The organism is Dryocola baronae (assembly GCF_051297175.1).
GTDB lineage: Bacteria > Pseudomonadota > Gammaproteobacteria > Enterobacterales > Enterobacteriaceae > Dryocola.
On the sequence record NZ_JBINNY010000001.1, the window covers coordinates 652,762 to 667,808 of the forward strand.

The 15,047-nt window shown below is 55.4% G+C and carries 16 protein-coding genes; 4 read left to right on the forward strand and 12 right to left on the reverse strand.

Annotation, left to right across the window (positions count from 1 at the left end; all coding sequences use genetic code 11):
• The first annotated feature begins 103 nt into the window (after window positions 1–103).
• Window positions 104–2,494, forward strand: coding sequence for a beta-N-acetylhexosaminidase (locus ACSPHG_RS03085; RefSeq protein WP_435952056.1), 2,391 nt, complete (start codon window positions 104–106; stop codon window positions 2,492–2,494).
• 100 nt (window positions 2,495–2,594) lie between these two features.
• Here the strand turns inward: ACSPHG_RS03085 and ACSPHG_RS03090 are convergent, their stop codons facing one another.
• The 10 genes from ACSPHG_RS03090 to arcA form a co-directional block, all read right to left on the reverse strand.
• Window positions 2,595–2,783 carry a Hok/Gef family protein gene (locus tag ACSPHG_RS03090; protein ID WP_435955927.1) on the reverse strand — a complete coding sequence of 63 codons (189 nt, stop codon included), beginning with the start codon at window positions 2,781–2,783 and terminating at the stop codon, window positions 2,595–2,597.
• Window positions 2,784–3,167: 384 nt separating this feature from the next.
• Complete coding sequence (ridA, locus tag ACSPHG_RS03095; protein WP_435952058.1) at window positions 3,168–3,554, reverse strand: 2-iminobutanoate/2-iminopropanoate deaminase; 387 nt, start codon at window positions 3,552–3,554, stop codon at window positions 3,168–3,170.
• Window positions 3,555–3,719: 165 nt separating this feature from the next.
• Window positions 3,720–4,181 (reverse strand): aspartate carbamoyltransferase regulatory subunit, encoded by a 462-nt coding sequence (pyrI, locus tag ACSPHG_RS03100; protein WP_435952059.1) that lies wholly within the window; start codon window positions 4,179–4,181, stop codon window positions 3,720–3,722.
• A 16-nt stretch (window positions 4,182–4,197) separates the two neighbouring features.
• Complete coding sequence (gene pyrB / locus ACSPHG_RS03105; RefSeq protein ID WP_435952061.1) at window positions 4,198–5,130, reverse strand: aspartate carbamoyltransferase; 933 nt, start codon at window positions 5,128–5,130, stop codon at window positions 4,198–4,200.
• 42 nt (window positions 5,131–5,172) lie between these two features.
• Complete coding sequence (locus ACSPHG_RS03110; RefSeq protein ID WP_435952062.1) at window positions 5,173–5,304, reverse strand: pyrBI operon leader peptide; 132 nt, start codon at window positions 5,302–5,304, stop codon at window positions 5,173–5,175.
• An 86-nt stretch (window positions 5,305–5,390) separates the two neighbouring features.
• The gene (locus ACSPHG_RS03115) at window positions 5,391–5,870 is read right to left on the reverse strand and encodes an arginine repressor (RefSeq protein WP_435952063.1); all 480 of its coding nucleotides are present in this window, start codon (window positions 5,868–5,870) and stop codon (window positions 5,391–5,393) included.
• 157 nt (window positions 5,871–6,027) lie between these two features.
• Window positions 6,028–7,497: an arginine-ornithine antiporter gene (arcD, locus tag ACSPHG_RS03120; RefSeq protein ID WP_435952064.1), complete on the reverse strand. Its 1,470-nt coding sequence runs from the start codon at window positions 7,495–7,497 to the stop codon at window positions 6,028–6,030.
• 72 nt (window positions 7,498–7,569) lie between these two features.
• On the reverse strand, window positions 7,570–8,574 hold the full coding sequence (gene argF / locus ACSPHG_RS03125; RefSeq protein ID WP_435952065.1) for an ornithine carbamoyltransferase: 1,005 nt from the start codon (window positions 8,572–8,574) through the stop codon (window positions 7,570–7,572).
• A gap of 96 nt (window positions 8,575–8,670) precedes the next feature.
• On the reverse strand, window positions 8,671–9,582 hold the full coding sequence (locus tag ACSPHG_RS03130; RefSeq protein ID WP_435952066.1) for a carbamate kinase: 912 nt from the start codon (window positions 9,580–9,582) through the stop codon (window positions 8,671–8,673).
• 15 nt (window positions 9,583–9,597) lie between these two features.
• On the reverse strand, window positions 9,598–10,818 hold the full coding sequence (gene arcA, locus ACSPHG_RS03135) for an arginine deiminase (protein ID WP_435952067.1): 1,221 nt from the start codon (window positions 10,816–10,818) through the stop codon (window positions 9,598–9,600).
• A 676-nt stretch (window positions 10,819–11,494) separates the two neighbouring features.
• Between arcA and ACSPHG_RS03140 the strand changes: the two genes are divergently transcribed.
• On the forward strand, window positions 11,495–11,947 hold the full coding sequence (locus ACSPHG_RS03140; RefSeq protein WP_435952068.1) for a NanQ anomerase/TabA/YiaL family protein: 453 nt from the start codon (window positions 11,495–11,497) through the stop codon (window positions 11,945–11,947).
• An 84-nt stretch (window positions 11,948–12,031) separates the two neighbouring features.
• On the opposite strand, the gene argF (ACSPHG_RS03145) is transcribed toward ACSPHG_RS03140, so the two are convergent.
• A complete protein-coding gene (gene argF, locus ACSPHG_RS03145) occupies window positions 12,032–13,039 on the reverse strand; it encodes an ornithine carbamoyltransferase (protein WP_435952070.1) in 1,008 nt (335 codons plus the stop codon).
• 165 nt (window positions 13,040–13,204) lie between these two features.
• On the opposite strand from argF (ACSPHG_RS03145), the gene rraB reads away from it, so the two are divergent.
• Entirely contained in the window at window positions 13,205–13,630 is a 426-nt protein-coding gene (gene rraB, locus ACSPHG_RS03150; RefSeq protein WP_435952072.1) for a ribonuclease E inhibitor RraB, read from the forward strand.
• Between the two features lie 56 nt (window positions 13,631–13,686).
• Complete coding sequence (gene miaE, locus ACSPHG_RS03155; protein WP_435952073.1) at window positions 13,687–14,460, forward strand: tRNA isopentenyl-2-thiomethyl-A-37 hydroxylase MiaE; 774 nt, start codon at window positions 13,687–13,689, stop codon at window positions 14,458–14,460.
• Here miaE and ACSPHG_RS03160 read toward each other — a convergent pair.
• Window positions 14,457–14,960: a GNAT family N-acetyltransferase gene (locus tag ACSPHG_RS03160; protein ID WP_435952075.1), complete on the reverse strand. Its 504-nt coding sequence runs from the start codon at window positions 14,958–14,960 to the stop codon at window positions 14,457–14,459. The genes miaE and ACSPHG_RS03160 overlap by 4 nt on opposite strands.
• Window positions 14,961–15,047: the final 87 nt, after the last annotated feature.

Genomic DNA, 15,047 nt, shown 5'->3' on the forward strand with positions numbered 1-15,047 from the left:
TCTGCATCTCGCCATAGCCTTGATGAATATTTCTGCACGTGTTACCAGAGTGGTTTGCCTTTTTTGGCCCGTCAGCTGGTATGCCACTTAGAAAGGAATATTCATGATGAAATCAATACGTTTGAGCCTGCTCGCCGCCTGTGTTGCTAGCGTGTGTCAGGCCCACGCGGCCCCGGCAGGCGATCTACCGCTCATGCCCTGGCCGCAGCAGGTCACCCGCCCGACGGCGGAAGGCAGCCTGACGCTGGATAACGCGGTATCGATAAAAATCAGCGGCGACAGCCTCGACGGCGCGACGGAACGCTGGCGTCAGCGCATCGCCCAGCAGACCGGCTGGCAGCTACAGCCGATGCAGGCAAATCCTGCCAAACCAACCATCGATATTCACATCAACAAGGTCGTCGATCCGTTACCCCGGCTTGGCAGCGATGAAAGCTACGCGCTGAGCGTAACGGAAAACGGCGTCAAGCTAACCGCCAATACCCGCTTTGGCGCGATGCGCGGCATGGAAACCCTGCTGCAGCTCATCCAGAACGGGACGCAAAATACCTCGATTCCTTTCGTGGCGATCAAAGACGTACCGCGCTTTCCGTGGCGCGGCCTGCTGCTGGATTCCGCCCGCCACTTCGTGCCGGTAAAAGACATTCTTCGCCAGCTGGACGGTATGGCGAGCGCCAAGCTCAACGTCTTCCACTGGCATCTGACCGACGACCAGGGTTGGCGCTTTGCCTCGACGAAATATCCGAAGCTGACGCAGCTCGCCAGCGACGGGCAGTTTTACACCCAGGCGCAGATGAAAGAGGTGGTGCGCTACGCGACCAGGCTTGGGATCCGCGTGGTACCCGAAATGGATTTACCGGGCCACGCCTCGGCGATCGCCGTGGCCTATCCTGAACTGATGAGCGCGCCCGGCCCTTACCAGATGGAGCGCCACTGGGGCGTGCTCAAACCGCTGCTTAACCCGACTAACGACGCTGCCTACCAGTTTGTCGATGCGCTGATCGGCGAGCTGACGGCCATTTTCCCGGACGCTTATCTGCATATCGGCGGTGACGAGGTGGACGACACGCAGTGGCAGGAATCCGCGTCCATTCAGACGTTTATGAAGCAGCACGGCATTGCCGATACACACGCGCTGCAGACTTATTTCAACCAGCGGCTGGAGAAGATCCTCGAAAAGCATCATCGCCAGATGATGGGCTGGGATGAGATCTCCCATCCGGATCTGCCGAAAAGCATTTTGATCCAGTCATGGCAGGGCCAGGATTCGCTGGGGGCGATAGCCGCGCACGGCTACAAAGGCATTCTCTCGACGGGCTTCTACCTCGACCAGCCGCAGTCCACCGCCTACCACTACCGCAATGAAATACTGCCGCAGGGGCTGAATGGCATCGACCAGATTACGCCCGCCGACAGCGCGCAAAGCTGGTTCTTCAGCATGCCGCGCCTCAAGGGAAGCCCGGTTGAAGGCAGCTTTACGCTTATAAATAACAAAAGCGGCTGGCGCGGATTCATTGATTTCAAAGGGAAGTCGCGGCGTGCGGTGCGCGACGTTGAGTGGTTGACGCCGCATCAGGTCACCTTCACGGTGGATACCTGGATGGGCGAAACCCGTCCGGTGCTGAACATCGACCAGGATAAGCTGACGGGCTACATGCTTGTGGGCAACGTCCGCTATCCGGCCACGGGGCAGAAGCTGGACAGCGTGCCGGACGGCGTGCAGCCGGTGGTGCCGACGCCCGAACAGATGAACAATATTCTCGGCGGAGAAGCCGCGCTGTGGGCGGAAAACGTTATCTCCCCGCTGCTCGATATCAAGCTGTGGCCGCGCACCTATGCGGTGGCGGAGCGCCTGTGGTCAACGGAAGACGTGAAGGACGTCGATAACATGTATCAGCGCCTGCAGGCGATGGACGCCTGGTCGACGGTTTCGGTGGGCATGCAGCAGCACGCTGCTTCCGTGCAGCAGATGACACGCCTTGCGGGCACGCCGGACGTTATGCCATTACAGATCCTGGCCCAGGCCGTAGAGCCCGCCCAGTACTACACGCGCCAGCATCTTAAGTTCCAGGCGGGGAATTACCATCACTTCGAGCCGCTCAACCGTTTTGCCGATGCGTTAGGGCCGGAAAGCAGCCAGGTTCGCGCCGTCGACGGCTGGGTGGACAAGCTTGTTGCCGACCCGGAAGACAACAATAGCGCGGAGTCGCTGCGTCATACCTTCGCGCGCTGGCAGAGCAACACCCCGGACGTGCTGGCGTTGATTGACGGCAACTACCAGCTTAAAGACATAAAACCGGTGGCGGAAGGCGTCGACAAGCTGGCCGGTATCGGGCTGCGGCTGACCGATCTTGTTGCAAGGCAGGGCACGCTAAGCGGCGATGAACGCGAAGGCATTCAGAAGCAGCTCGACGAGGCGGCGAAAACCCAGGATGAGGTTATTATTGCCGCCGTCTATCCGTTGCAAAAGTTATTACGAGCAAGCGTTAAATAAACGTGTAATAAATAAGGCCGCAGGCGCGGCCATATTTAAAAGGGTGCGTTCACCATTCCACTCCATCAAAGCAGGGGGAGCGAGCTCCCCCGATGGATTATTACCTGCTTACCCAGGAAAGCTTGCCTGATATCATTACGTCCTTATTGATAAAGAAAAACTCGCACAGCGAGTCCTGAATCAAAAAGATAATAGTGATTAACGTTAAGCAAACTATTAATAAGCCATAAAGCTTTAATGCTTTTTTCATAGCTCCTCTATTGAAGTTACGCTTCAGAAGAACTACCATCGCACTTGTGTGGAGTGTTTTGGTAGTTCCCCATCCGCTGTTAATGGGATGGGGCCCCGACCAGTAAACCTGCAACACAATCCACCACGAATGAGTGACGTTATGCTGAAGGTTAATGGCTTCAGCACCCGCAGCAATACTATTTTAAATTCTTGTCGATGACTAATTTTTATTTATTATGCATGTACTGCTTACATTCTTTAAATAATTAATAATGGTTCATGCAATAGCATTAGCTAGAGGAAATAATGATTGCTACGTTTAATTTTCTGGTGGTAGGATGTTTAACAGAAGGTAATCATGGTTTACTTTTATAATGCTTTTAATGTTTTCTCTGAAGTTAAAAAAGCCGGTTCTTCATTGAACCGGCATTTTTTTTAGAAATTAGCGGCGAATAGCGATCGCTTCAATTTCAATTTTTACATCTTTCGGCAGACGGGCCACTTCCACGCAGGAACGCGCAGGGAAGGTGGCTTTGTGCTCGTTGAAGAAAGCTTCGTAGGTGGCGTTCACGGTCGCGAAGTCGTTAAGGTCTTTTACGAATACCGTGGTTTTCACGATATCGCCAACCTTCAGGCCCGCGGCTTCAACGATGGCCTGCACGTTTTCCAGCGACTGGCGCGCCTGAGCGGCAACGTCTTCCGGCACGCTGCCGGTTTTTGGGTCAACCGGGATCTGGCCGGAAGTGATGATCATGCTGCCGAGATCCACGCCCTGCACGTATGGGCCGATGGCCGCAGGGGCGTTTTCAGTACTAATAGTACGAGACATTATTTCTTCCTTATGTAAGTTCGTAGGGCGGGTAAGCTGTGCGCCACCCGCCAAATCGGAGTGGTGGATTATGCTGACGCACATCCACCCTACAAACAAAAAAGCTCCCGCCCATTATAGGGAAGGGAGCCTGCTTGTCATTAGCGGCGGCGTCAAACTGCCGGGCTAGTCCGCAAGAACCACATGATGCGCGAACTCTTTCTCGCAGTATTTACATTTCAGGCTGATGTCCTCACCGCGCTTTTTCACCGCAAATGACGAATACACCGGCTCGCTGCGGCTAATGCAGTTGGTATTCGGGCAGATCAGCACCTTCTCGATGCGCTCCGGCAGGTTAGGGCGGCTTTTGCCCACCACTTCATATTCATCGATACGGTTCACCGTCGCGTGCGGCGCGTACAGCGCCAGCTGGTTCACCTGCTCGTCGGTCAGGAAGGTGTTTTCGATTTTGATCAAATCTTTGCGGCCCTGCTCGCGGGACGGCAGGTTCAGGCCGATGGTGATGCGCTGCTCGGTTTCGGTCAGTTGAAACAGCGTCAGCAGCTTAAAGCCTACCTGCGCCGGGATATGGTCGATAACCGTGCCGCGTTTAATGGCTTCTACCTGTAATTTGTTATCGTGCGTCATCTCTCTTTCCTCTCACTTAAGCCAGTTCGCGATTCAAAACCAGTGCCAGCAGCGCCTGGCGAGCAAAAATGCCGTTACCGGCCTGCTGGAAGTACCAGGCGTAAGGCGTTTTATCCACGTCGGTGGTGATTTCATCCACGCGTGGCAGCGGGTGCAGAACCTTCATGTTTTCGCGTGCGCCGTTAAGATCCGCCGCGCGCAGCACAAACTGCGCCTTCACGTTGGCGTATTCGGACGGGTCGAGGCGCTCTTTCTGCACGCGGGTCATGTAGAGAATATCCAGCTCGGTAACCACATCGTCGATGGCCTCGTGGCAGCTCCACTCGATGCCTTTTTCGTCCAGCATATCGAGGATGTACTTCGGCATCGCCAGCGCGTTCGGCGCGATAAAGTAGAAGCGGTTGCCGCTGAATTTCGCCAGCGCCTGGGCAAGAGAATGCACCGTGCGGCCATACTTCAGGTCGCCGACCATCGCGATATGCAGGTTTTCCAGACGCCCCTGGGTCTCCTGAATGGTGAACAGATCGAGCAGCGTTTGGGTCGGATGCTGGTTTGCGCCGTCGCCCGCGTTCAAAATCGGCACGCTGCCGGAAAACTCGGTAGCCAGACGCGCCGCGCCTTCCTGCGGGTGGCGCATCACTATCGCATCAACGTAGGTGCTGATGACCGAGATAGTGTCCGCCAGCGTCTCGCCCTTTTTGCCCAGCGACGTATTGCTGCTGTCGGAGAAGCCCACCACGGACGCGCCCAGGCGGTGAATGGCGGTTTCAAACGACAGGCGGGTACGCGTCGACGCTTCAAAGAAACAGCTGGCGATAACCTTGTGCTTTAACAGTTCTGGCTGCGGATTGGCTTTCAGCTTCGCGGCGGTAGACAGCACCAGCTCAAGCTCTTCACGACTGAGATCGTTGATGGAAATGATATGTTTTTGATACAGCGGGTTAGCCATGGTTATCTCCTGTTCTCGGGCGTCGGGCAAAAAAAAAGCCCCTCAATGAGGGGCCTTTAGAATTGATTGGAGCAACGGAAAGAAAAACGGGGTCGCGCCGTCTTTCAGACGACGAGGTGTGACAATTTTTTGAACACACTGGACCATGCTTCCTCCCGGCAAATTGTGGCGCATTATACGCGGGTGGTTTCTCCTTGCAAGGGGGAATCTCACACTTTTTTATACGCAGGCAAACGGTTGCTGTGAATACTCATGCAACGCTAATGTAATCCCAGCGTCTGCATGATGCGCCGATGCACCTGCGGGGTCTTCTGCACTTCACGCGGTGCGATCCACACCACGCTGCTGCCCGCGACCACGCCTAAAATCTCTGGCAAAGCGCGGTAATCAAGGATTTTCGCCACGGCGCGCCCGTATCCGGCAACGGCGTGAATCATAATAAACTCGGCGTTGTGCTCGACGCTTATCACCATTTCGGCGACGGAGCGTGCGGCATCGGGTTCAGGCTGCTCCTGCGGGTTAAGCGCATAGATTTTCTGGCCCTTGGCGTTGCGCATTTTGATGACGCCAAGGATCTTGAGCAGGCGGGAAACCGTTGACTGGCTGATGGCTTCAAAGCCGTGGCGCTGCATGTCGCGGCGCAGCTCTTCCTGGGAGTGATAGCTTTTATGGACGATGAGTCGTTGGCAAAGCGTCAGCAGGCTTTGCTCCTTTTCGGACGATGCTCGGGAAACCCTCATTTTGTTCACCATGCCTTGATATCTATAGGGAATTAATTTACGCCACTTATAGATTTAAACTGTTCGATAGATCCGACTTTGCAACAGTAAGCGATAAAAAATAGTGTAAATCATATTTATTCCAGCATTAAACGCCCCGTTTGGGGCGTTTGGCGGATCAGGCAATCTGAATTGCCCCGGTCATGACCAGTTTTAGCGTCCATGCGGCCAGCAGCAGCAGCGCCACCACAATCGCCCACTCGTAGCTTTTCAACAGCTGTTGCCCCTGCTGCTTTTTCTGCCACAGGAAGACCGCAAGCCCCGGAGTGAACAGCAGCGAGCTAAGCAGCATAGAATCGCCCGCGGCATAGCAAAGCCAGAAGCCGTATACCGTGGCTATCACGCCGAGCACGATGCCGCCGGTGCGGGACTCGCCTTTCGCATAGCGTTCACCGGTCCAGGCAAGCTTCAGGCCGTAGGCGGCGCTGAACAGATACGGTGGCAGGATTGCCGCAGTAGCGATGGAAAACAGCGCCTGATAGCCCGCCTGGTAGAACAGCGTGAGGATGAGGAATAGCTGGATTAAACCGTTAGTGATCCACAGCGAGAACGACGGAGAGTGCCTGGCGTTTTCTTTCGCGAAGACTTTCGGGAAGATGCCGTCATTGGCCGCCACGCGCGGCAGCTCGGCGGCAAACAGCGTCCAGGCCAGCAGGGCACCGGCGACCGACAAAATGACCCCGCCTGCGACAAATTTCGCACCCCATGCGCCCACCACATTTTCCAGCACGCCCGCCATTGAAGGATTTTTCAGCCCCGACAGCGTGGCCTGATCCAGAATCCCCATCGACAGGACGCTGACCAGCACGTAAATCGCCAGCGCGCCGAGCAGCCCGATAACCGTCGCCTTGCCAATATCGCTACGGTTGGCCGCACGGGCCGAAACCACCGTCGCCCCTTCGATGCCGATGAACACCCAGGTGGTGACCAGCATGGTGTTTTTCACCTGATCGAACAGCGCCGGCTCCTGGCCGTTGACGATCATCATGCGGCCCCAGAAGTCGGCGGTAAACACGCCGATCTTAAACGCGATCAGCACCGCGACGATAAACACCAGCAGGATCACCACCTTCACCACCGTGAGGATCGTGTTGATGTAGGCCGCTTCACGCACGCCGCGCAGCACCAGCGCATGCACTAGCCACAGCACCACCGACGCGCCGACTATCGACGGCAGGTTGTTCCCGTCGCCGAAGACCGGAATGAAAAAGCTCATCGCGCTAAACAGCAGCACCGCATAGGAAACGTTGCCGAGCCAGGCGGAGAACCAGTAGCCCCAGGCGGACTGGAAGCCAATAAAATCGCCGAACCCGGCGCGGGCGTAGCTGTAAACGCCGCCCTCAAGCTCCGGGCAGCGAGAGCTAAGATTTTGATAGATAAAAGCCAGGCAAAGCATGCCGACGCCGGTAATCACCCAGCCGATTAATAACGCGCCGGGTGAGGCGACGGAGCCAAAGTTTTGCGGCAGGCTAAAGACGCCGCCGCCAATCATTGAACCAATGACCAGCGCTACCAGCGCGCTGAGCCCTAATTTTTTTTCTGTTGTTGCGGATGCCGCACTGACATCCCCTTGGGTTACATCGGCCATTTTCCTTTCCTCCTGCGGCGCGGGGCCGCACGCGTGCATCCGGCGGCGAGGCTATCCCCGCCGCCTCAGGGATTACTCGCCAAGCGTTGCAACCATGACGGCTTTGATGGTGTGCATGCGGTTTTCGGCTTCGTCGAAGACGATGGAGTGTTTGGATTCAAACACTTCTTCCGTTACCTCCAGCCCCTTGAGGCCGTATTCCGCTTCAATTTCTTTCCCGACCTTGGTGTGCTCGTTGTGGAACGCGGGCAGGCAGTGCATAAACTTCACGTCAGGGTTGCCGGTCGCGTTGATAACGTTCTGATTAACCTGATACGGCGTCATGATGCTGACGCGTTCGGCCCAGGCTTCTTTCGGCTCGCCCATGGAAACCCAGACGTCGGTGTAGAGGAAATCAACCCCTGCCACGCCTTCTTCAACGCTGTCGGTGAGCATGATGCGGCCGCCGGTTTCTTTGGCGATGGCGCGGCATTGTTCCACCAGTTCAGGTTCCGGCCAGAAGGCCTTCGGTGCGACGAGGCGGATATCCATGCCCATTTTCGCCGCGCCAACCATCAGGGAATTGCCCATGTTGTTGCGCGCGTCGCCGAGATAGGCGAAGGAAATATCCTGCAGCTTTTTGCCCGGCGCATGTTCCAGCATTGTCATCAGGTCGGCGAGAATTTGCGTTGGGTGGAACTCGTTGGTCAGGCCGTTCCACACCGGCACGCCCGCGAATTCACCCAGCTCTTCAACGATATCCTGGCCGTAGCCGCGGTATTCAATGCCGTCATACATGCGGCCCAGCACGCGGGCGGTATCCTTCATGGATTCTTTATGGCCAATTTGCGAGCCGCTTGGGCCGAGGTAGGTGACCAGCGCGCCCTGGTCAAAAGCGCCCACTTCAAAGGCGCAGCGCGTGCGGGTGGAGGTCTTTTCAAAAATCAGCGCGATGTTTTTACCCACCAGGGTTTTCTTCTCGGTGCCCGCCTTTTTGGCCGCTTTCAGCTCCACGGCGAGATCGATCAGGTGCTGGATTTCAGCGGGGGTAAAGTCCAGCAGTTTCAGAAAGTTGCGGTTTTTAAGGTTGATGGTCATTTTTATTATCCTTTTGAAAAATAATATATTTATTACCCTCACCCCGGCCCTCTCTCTGAAGGGGGAGGGTTAGGGTTAGGGCGGTATTCAAAACGGCTATTCCCGAATCAGCGTGCCTTTCTCGCCCGCCAAAATAGCCGGGCCGTCAGCCAGCGCGCCTATTCCGGCAATGCCGTGGCATTCGGCAACGAACCTGCTGCAGGCGGCGACCTTCGGCCCCATCGACCCGGCGTCAAACGCCATGCCGTCCAGCTCCTGCGGCGTGATGTGGGTAATCGGACGCTGGGTTGGCGTGCCCCAGTCGAGGTACACCGCGTCGGCATCGGTCAGGATCAGCAGGGCATCGGCCTCGATCTGGCGGGCCAACAGCGCTGCGGAAAGATCCTTGTCGATAACCGCTTCGATACCGTGGTAGCCATCGGCGCGTTCCACCACCGGCACGCCGCCGCCGCCGTTACAGATAACCAGGTGATCGCGCTGGATAAGCGCGGTGATGGCATCGTTTTCCACGATCCGCTTCGGCTGCGGCGACGGCACCACGCGGCGGAAATACTGGCCGTCCGCTTTCACCGTCCAGCCTTTCTCGGCCACCAGACCGTCGGCCTGCGCCTTGTCATACACCGGGCCGATGTATTTAGTGGGGTTCTTGAACGCCGGGTCGTTGGCATCCACCTCAACCTGGGTCAGCAGCACGCTGATTTCCCTGTCGGGCAGCTGATTTTTAAGCGATTGCTGCAGCATGTAGCCGATCATCCCCTGGCTTTCCGCGCCAAGAATATCGAGCGGATACGGCGTCACTTTTTGATAGGCGCTGTTCTGTAACGCCAGCAGGCCTACCTGCGGGCCGTTGCCATGTACCAGCACCACGCGCCAGGTGGCGGTAAGCTGAGCGATAGTTCTCGCGGCAAGATCGATGTTTTTACGCTGGATTTCAGCTTCCAGCGGCTCGCCCCGTTTCAGCAGCGCATTCCCGCCCAGGGCGACGACAAGCGTCGGTTTATGTTCCATTTCGTCTTCCTCGCCTTAGATGCCGTCACGTTCAAGCGGGCAGCTCATGCAGCGCGCGCCGCCGCGGCCGCGTCCCAGTTCGTCACCCGGAATCGGCAGAACGGTGATGCCCGCCTTGTCGTATTTCTCGTTCGTCCAGATGTTGCGTTCATAGCCGATCACCACGCCTGGACGGATGGTCAGCACGTTGTTGGCGTCGTTCCACTGCTCGCGTTCGGCTTCGAAAGCGTCGCCGCCGGTGGTGATAAGACGAACCTGATCGATGCCCAGCGCCTGCTCAATGGCGTGTACCAGGCTCGGTTCCTGGTGGCGCTTAATGCCGCCGCGTCCGTCCGGGGTGAGCGTCCAGCACTGCACGTCCTTGCGCACCACTTCTGGGTAAACCGAGAAGGTATCGACATCGATATGCGTCATCACGGTGTCGAGGTGCATACAGGAGCGGTGTTTCGGTAATTCAACGGCAATAACGCGGGTGGCCTGCTGGTGTTTAAATAAAGCTTCCGCAAGGAATTCCACACCCTGAGGCGTCGTGCGTTCTGACATACCAATTAATACCGCACCGCGGCCGATAACTAATACGTCGCCGCCTTCTAGCGTCGCATGGTCATAATTAATATTGTCGTCGCCGTAATATTTAATAAAGTTGCCGTCGGTGAAGGTTGGATGCCAGCGGTAAATAGCGCGCAGGTTATTTGTTTCACGCTGGCGGGCCGCTTTAGCCATCGGATTAATTGACACGCCGTTATAAATCCAGCATGAGGTATCGCGGGTAAATAAATGGTTTGGCAGCGGCTTCATAATAAAGTCGGTAGCCTGGTGAGTGTCTACCACCATATTCTGAATATGGGTTGGGATTTCACCGTAGGTTAGCCCGCCGCTCAGCCGACGCGCGAGCTCGCGGTGCGGCATATCGGCCAGCCAGCCGCGAATATCCGAGGCAAACGCTGGCCCCAGGCGGTAATCAGAAATCTGCGTATCCAGCAGCCACGACTTGGCTTCGCTGACGTCGAGGGTTTGCGTTAATAAATCCGTTAATAATAAAACCTCAACTCCTTCACGGCGCAGCGTATTCGCGAAAATATCGTGCTCTTCACCGGCACGCTCTACCGATAACACATCGTCAAATAAAAGCTCCTGGCAATTGGAAGGGGTCAGTCTTTTCAGGCTGAGATTGGGGCGATGCAGCATTACGCTGCGCAGTTGTCCAATTTCGGAACCGACATAATGTTTGTCCATGACTATTCCTTTACATTAATCCGGAGATGAAAGTGCCCGTGGTGCAATAGGATTTGCACCGGAGTTGAAATAGGTTTGTTTGCTGTCTTCGAGAAATATCTTAATTTCTTACTGACTATTTAATGTGAGGTTTATCACGCGCTCAAGTGACTTTTAAGTTGTTTATTGATTAATTGATAGCGGTCAGAGAATAGTAAATAAGGTCAGCGTAGGGGGTGCATAACCAGGCGGTAAGGCATTCTTTCTATTTTGATGTTGTTAACTATTTGTTATTTTATGCAGAATGATGAGTAGTTTAATTTCTTGAAAATTAAGGGTTTTTAAAACATGACTGCATAATTATTCGCAACGCTATGGCTTTCATCTTTTTGAGTAAAAAATAGCGCGGATAGTTATGGATGAATTTGCATTAATTTACCTGGTTTAAAATGTGAAGGGTGATTCATTTTTTATAAATGAGTCGATAAAACAGTAGGTTGTGAGTGCAGGCGCAGCGGCAAAAATTCGCCTTATGCTCTTTTACTGCATAAAAACTTTTTTGCTGAATCAGATCTGTAACATCTTTTGCGATAAACATGCGTTAGCACAGGTTTTGGTGAAAAACCCGTAGCGGGAGAAAAAGAAGTCTCGTATAAAAGCCTTTATAAAACATCGTTTCAAAATAGGGCTACACATCATGATCGTTGGTAACATCCACGCTTTGCAAAGCTGGCTGCCTGAAGAGCTGCGCCAGGCTATCGAACACGTCAAACAGCACATCACCCCCGAAACGCCGCTGGGTAAACATGATATCGACGGCAACCGCCTGTTTATGCTGGTTTCCGAAGACAGCACCCAGCCTATCGCCGAGCGCCCGGCGGAGTTCCACGCACGTTATCTTGATATTCAGATAGTTATGCGCGGGCAGGAAGGCATGACTTTCAGCACGCAGCCCGCCGGTGAGCCGGAAACGAACTGGCTGGCAGATAAGGACATCGCGTTTTTGCCGGAAGGGGTGGAGGAGAAAACCCTGACGTTGAGTGAAGGGGATTTTGTGGTGTTCTATCCGGGGGAAGTGCATAAGCCGCTGTGCGCGGTGGGCAAGCCCGAGAAAGTACGCAAAGTGGTGGTGAAGCTTTTGATGGCGTAGGTTGCGCCTGGTAATGTCGGGTGGCGCTGCGCTTACCCGACCTACTTAGCTGGTAGGGCGGGAAGGCACAACCGCCGCTCCCGGTTAACTCTTCGCAAGCGTAGCCACCATCACCGCTTTAATGGTGTGCATGCGGTTTTCTGCCTGGTCGAACACGACGCTCGCGGCGGATTCAAACACCTCGTCCGTGACTTCCATTCCGCCCTGCAGGCCGTACTGCTCCGCCATTTGTTTACCCAGCGTAGTCTGGTCGTCGTGGAACGCCGGGAGGCAGTGCAGGAACTTGACCTGCGGATTGCCGGTTTGCGCAAGCATCGCCTTGTTCACCTGATAGGGGCGTAGCAGCGCAATGCGCTCGGCCCACTTCTCTTTGGCCTCGCCCATCGACACCCACACGTCGGTATAAACGAAATCCGCGCCCTTCACGCCTGCGGCAACGTCTTCCGTCAGCGTAATCTTGCCACCGTTAAGCGCCGCCAGCGCCCGGCATTCGGCTACCAGCTTTTCATCCGGCCAGCAGGCTTTCGGGGCGACAAGGCGCAGATCCAGCCCGGTTAGCGCGGCGGCTTCCAGCATTGAGTTGCCCATGTTGTTACGCGCATCGCCCGTATAGACCAGCGTCATTTCATTTAATGCTTTGCCCGGCAGATGCTCCTGCATGGTCAGCAGGTCGGCAAGCAGCTGGGTTGGGTGAAACTCGTTGGTCAGGCCGTTCCACACCGGCACGCCGGCAAATTCCGCCAGGGTTTCAACAATCTCCTGGCCGTAGCCGCGATACTGAATGCCGTCGTACATTCTGCCCAGCACGCGCGCGGTATCTTTAATTGATTCTTTATGCCCGATTTGGCTGCCGCTTGGGCCAAGATAAGTGACGCGCGCACCCTGGTCATAAGCGGCAACTTCGAAAGAGCATCGCGTGCGGGTTGAGTCTTTTTCGAAGATGAGCGCAATATTTTTACCGGTAAGATGCTGAGTTTCAGTGCCTTTTTTCTTATCGTGTTTAAGCTTAGCGGCAAGGGTTAGCAGTTCGTGGAGTTGTGCAGGGGTGAAATCCAGAAGTTTGAGAAAGTGCTTTTGATAAAAGTGACTCATCTTTTCCTCACATGGCTTGTGCCACTTATTGAATTAAAATTCAATTTATATGTATTAATATTCACATGCAACCCCTGACCTGGAAATCTTTCTGGGGGAAAGGTGGAGGCAAACCGATGCGTGTGTGAAAATAGAAGTATCTGCCGACAAATTGAGGAAAGGGCCATGGCAAATCCAGAACTGCTGGAAGAGCAGCGCGAAGAGACGCGTTTGATTATTGAAGAATTATTGGAAGATGGCAGCGATCCGGACGCGCTGTACACCATCGAACATCACCTTTCTGCAGACGACTTTGAAACCCTGGAAAAAGCAGCGGTTGAAGCGTTCAAAATGGGTTATGAAGTTACCGACCCGGAAGAGCTGGAAGTGGAAGAGGGCGAAACCGTCATCTGCTGCGACGTGCTGAGCGAAAGCGCGCTGAAGGCCGAATTGCTCGACGAGCAGGTTGAACAGCTGCTGAACCTCGCCGAGAAATTTGGCGTGGAATACGACGGCTGGGGCACCTACTTCGAAGATCCGAACGGCGAAGAAGGTGAAGAAGGCGACGAAGACGATTTCGTGGACGAAGACGACGACGGCGTACGCCATTAATCCCCCGTGCAGCGGCTCCCCGCCGCTGCATTTCATAAAGCTACGAACACGCCATCATGAACTACCCCGAGCTGCTTTCCCCCGTTTTACGTTTCCTGCACTGCCCGACGCCCGAGGCGTGGATTGCCGAGGCCCGTAAGCCAGAACATCTTCCCCTGCTGCTGACCGACCATATGGTGTGCGAGCTGAAGGCCGCGCAAACGGCGATGCTGCTTATCCGTAAATACGTGGCGGACAGATCCAGCGCCCAGGCGCTGCTGGACTGGCTGAAGCCTTACGAGGATTTCACCTTTCGCGAAGGTGCCGAGCCGGACTTTATCGCGCTGTACAAAGGGCTGAGTAAAAGCGTGCTGCCAAAGACCAGCACGCCCTGGGGCCAGGCGCTTATCGACAGCATGGTGTTGCTTATTAAGGAAGAGCTGCATCATTTTTGGCAGGTGCGCGAAATCATGATTGCCCGTGGCATTCCCTACGTGAAAATTACCGCCAGCCGCTATGCCAAAGGCCTGCTTAGCGAAACGCGAACCCATGAGCCGCTGATGCTGGTGGATAAACTCATCTGCGGAGCCTACATCGAAGCGCGTTCCTGCGAGCGTTTTGCCGCGCTGGCCCCGCATCTGGATAGCGAGCTGCAAAAGTTTTACCTGTCACTGCTGCGTTCGGAAGCGCGGCACTATCAGGACTATCTGGCCCTTGCCGAACAGATTGCCGGGGGCAACATCAGCGAGCGCGTGCGCTTCTTTGGGGAAGTGGAGGCGGCGTTAATCACCGCTCCTGATGGCGAACTGCGTTTTCACAGCGGCGTGCCCGTTGACGCGGCGTCTGCCTAAAGCGATTTCAGCATCCTGACTTCGCAGTCCACGTGTCCGGTACAGCCAAGCGGCTCGGAAATATGCTCGAAGCCCAGGCGCTCATACAGCGCGATGGCTTCGGTCAGAAAGGCGGTCGTTTCCAGATAGCAGCGCGCAAAGCCCTGCTCGCGGGCAAAATCCATCGCCTGTAGCGCCAGGCGCTTTGCCAGCCCCTTTCCGCGCACCACCGGCAGAAAGTACATTTTCTGCAGCTCGCAGATATCAGGTTCGCTACAGGAGAGCGGTGCCACGCCGCCGCCGCCCACCACGCGCCCGTCCATTTCCACCACCCAATACGCATGGCCCGGCTGGCTGTAGAGCTGGTAAAGCTCGTCGAGATTTGGGTCGGCAACGGTATAGCCTTTATCGGCGGTAAGACCGTATTCAGCGGAGACTTCACGGATTACCCGCGCAATGGCCGGATTGTCCTGTGGGGCAATGCGGCGCAGAGCGAGCTCAACCGGAGCTGCAATGTTCATAATTTAGCTCGTGAATTTTTGGCGAATATTGCGAGTTAATAGCACTCTTGGCCCGATCGTGCAAGAAGTGAAGCCCGTGGGTTGCTT

What these genes read in the sequence shown, in the direction of transcription:
- ACSPHG_RS03090 (WP_435955927.1), bottom strand. Translation starts at nt 2,783, where the DNA reads ATGGTAGTTCTTCTGAAGCGTAACTTCAATAGAGGAGCTATGAAAAAA.
- ACSPHG_RS03115 (WP_435952063.1), bottom strand. Translation starts at nt 5,870, where the DNA reads ATGAGGGTTTCCCGAGCATCGTCCGAAAAGGAGCAAAGCCTGCTGACG.
- ridA (WP_435952058.1), bottom strand. Translation starts at nt 3,554, where the DNA reads ATGTCTCGTACTATTAGTACTGAAAACGCCCCTGCGGCCATCGGCCCA.
- argF (WP_435952070.1), bottom strand. Translation starts at nt 13,039, where the DNA reads ATGAGTCACTTTTATCAAAAGCACTTTCTCAAACTTCTGGATTTCACC.
- ACSPHG_RS03160 (WP_435952075.1), bottom strand. Translation starts at nt 14,960, where the DNA reads ATGAACATTGCAGCTCCGGTTGAGCTCGCTCTGCGCCGCATTGCCCCA.
- ACSPHG_RS03140 (WP_435952068.1), top strand. Translation starts at nt 11,495, where the DNA reads ATGATCGTTGGTAACATCCACGCTTTGCAAAGCTGGCTGCCTGAAGAG.
- miaE (WP_435952073.1), top strand. Translation starts at nt 13,687, where the DNA reads ATGAACTACCCCGAGCTGCTTTCCCCCGTTTTACGTTTCCTGCACTGC.
- pyrB (WP_435952061.1), bottom strand. Translation starts at nt 5,130, where the DNA reads ATGGCTAACCCGCTGTATCAAAAACATATCATTTCCATCAACGATCTC.
- rraB (WP_435952072.1), top strand. Translation starts at nt 13,205, where the DNA reads ATGGCAAATCCAGAACTGCTGGAAGAGCAGCGCGAAGAGACGCGTTTG.
- argF (WP_435952065.1), bottom strand. Translation starts at nt 8,574, where the DNA reads ATGACCATCAACCTTAAAAACCGCAACTTTCTGAAACTGCTGGACTTT.
- arcA (WP_435952067.1), bottom strand. Translation starts at nt 10,818, where the DNA reads ATGGACAAACATTATGTCGGTTCCGAAATTGGACAACTGCGCAGCGTA.
- ACSPHG_RS03085 (WP_435952056.1), top strand. Translation starts at nt 104, where the DNA reads ATGATGAAATCAATACGTTTGAGCCTGCTCGCCGCCTGTGTTGCTAGC.
- arcD (WP_435952064.1), bottom strand. Translation starts at nt 7,497, where the DNA reads ATGGCCGATGTAACCCAAGGGGATGTCAGTGCGGCATCCGCAACAACA.
- ACSPHG_RS03130 (WP_435952066.1), bottom strand. Translation starts at nt 9,582, where the DNA reads ATGGAACATAAACCGACGCTTGTCGTCGCCCTGGGCGGGAATGCGCTG.
- pyrI (WP_435952059.1), bottom strand. Translation starts at nt 4,181, where the DNA reads ATGACGCACGATAACAAATTACAGGTAGAAGCCATTAAACGCGGCACG.
- ACSPHG_RS03110 (WP_435952062.1), bottom strand. Translation starts at nt 5,304, where the DNA reads ATGCGCCACAATTTGCCGGGAGGAAGCATGGTCCAGTGTGTTCAAAAA.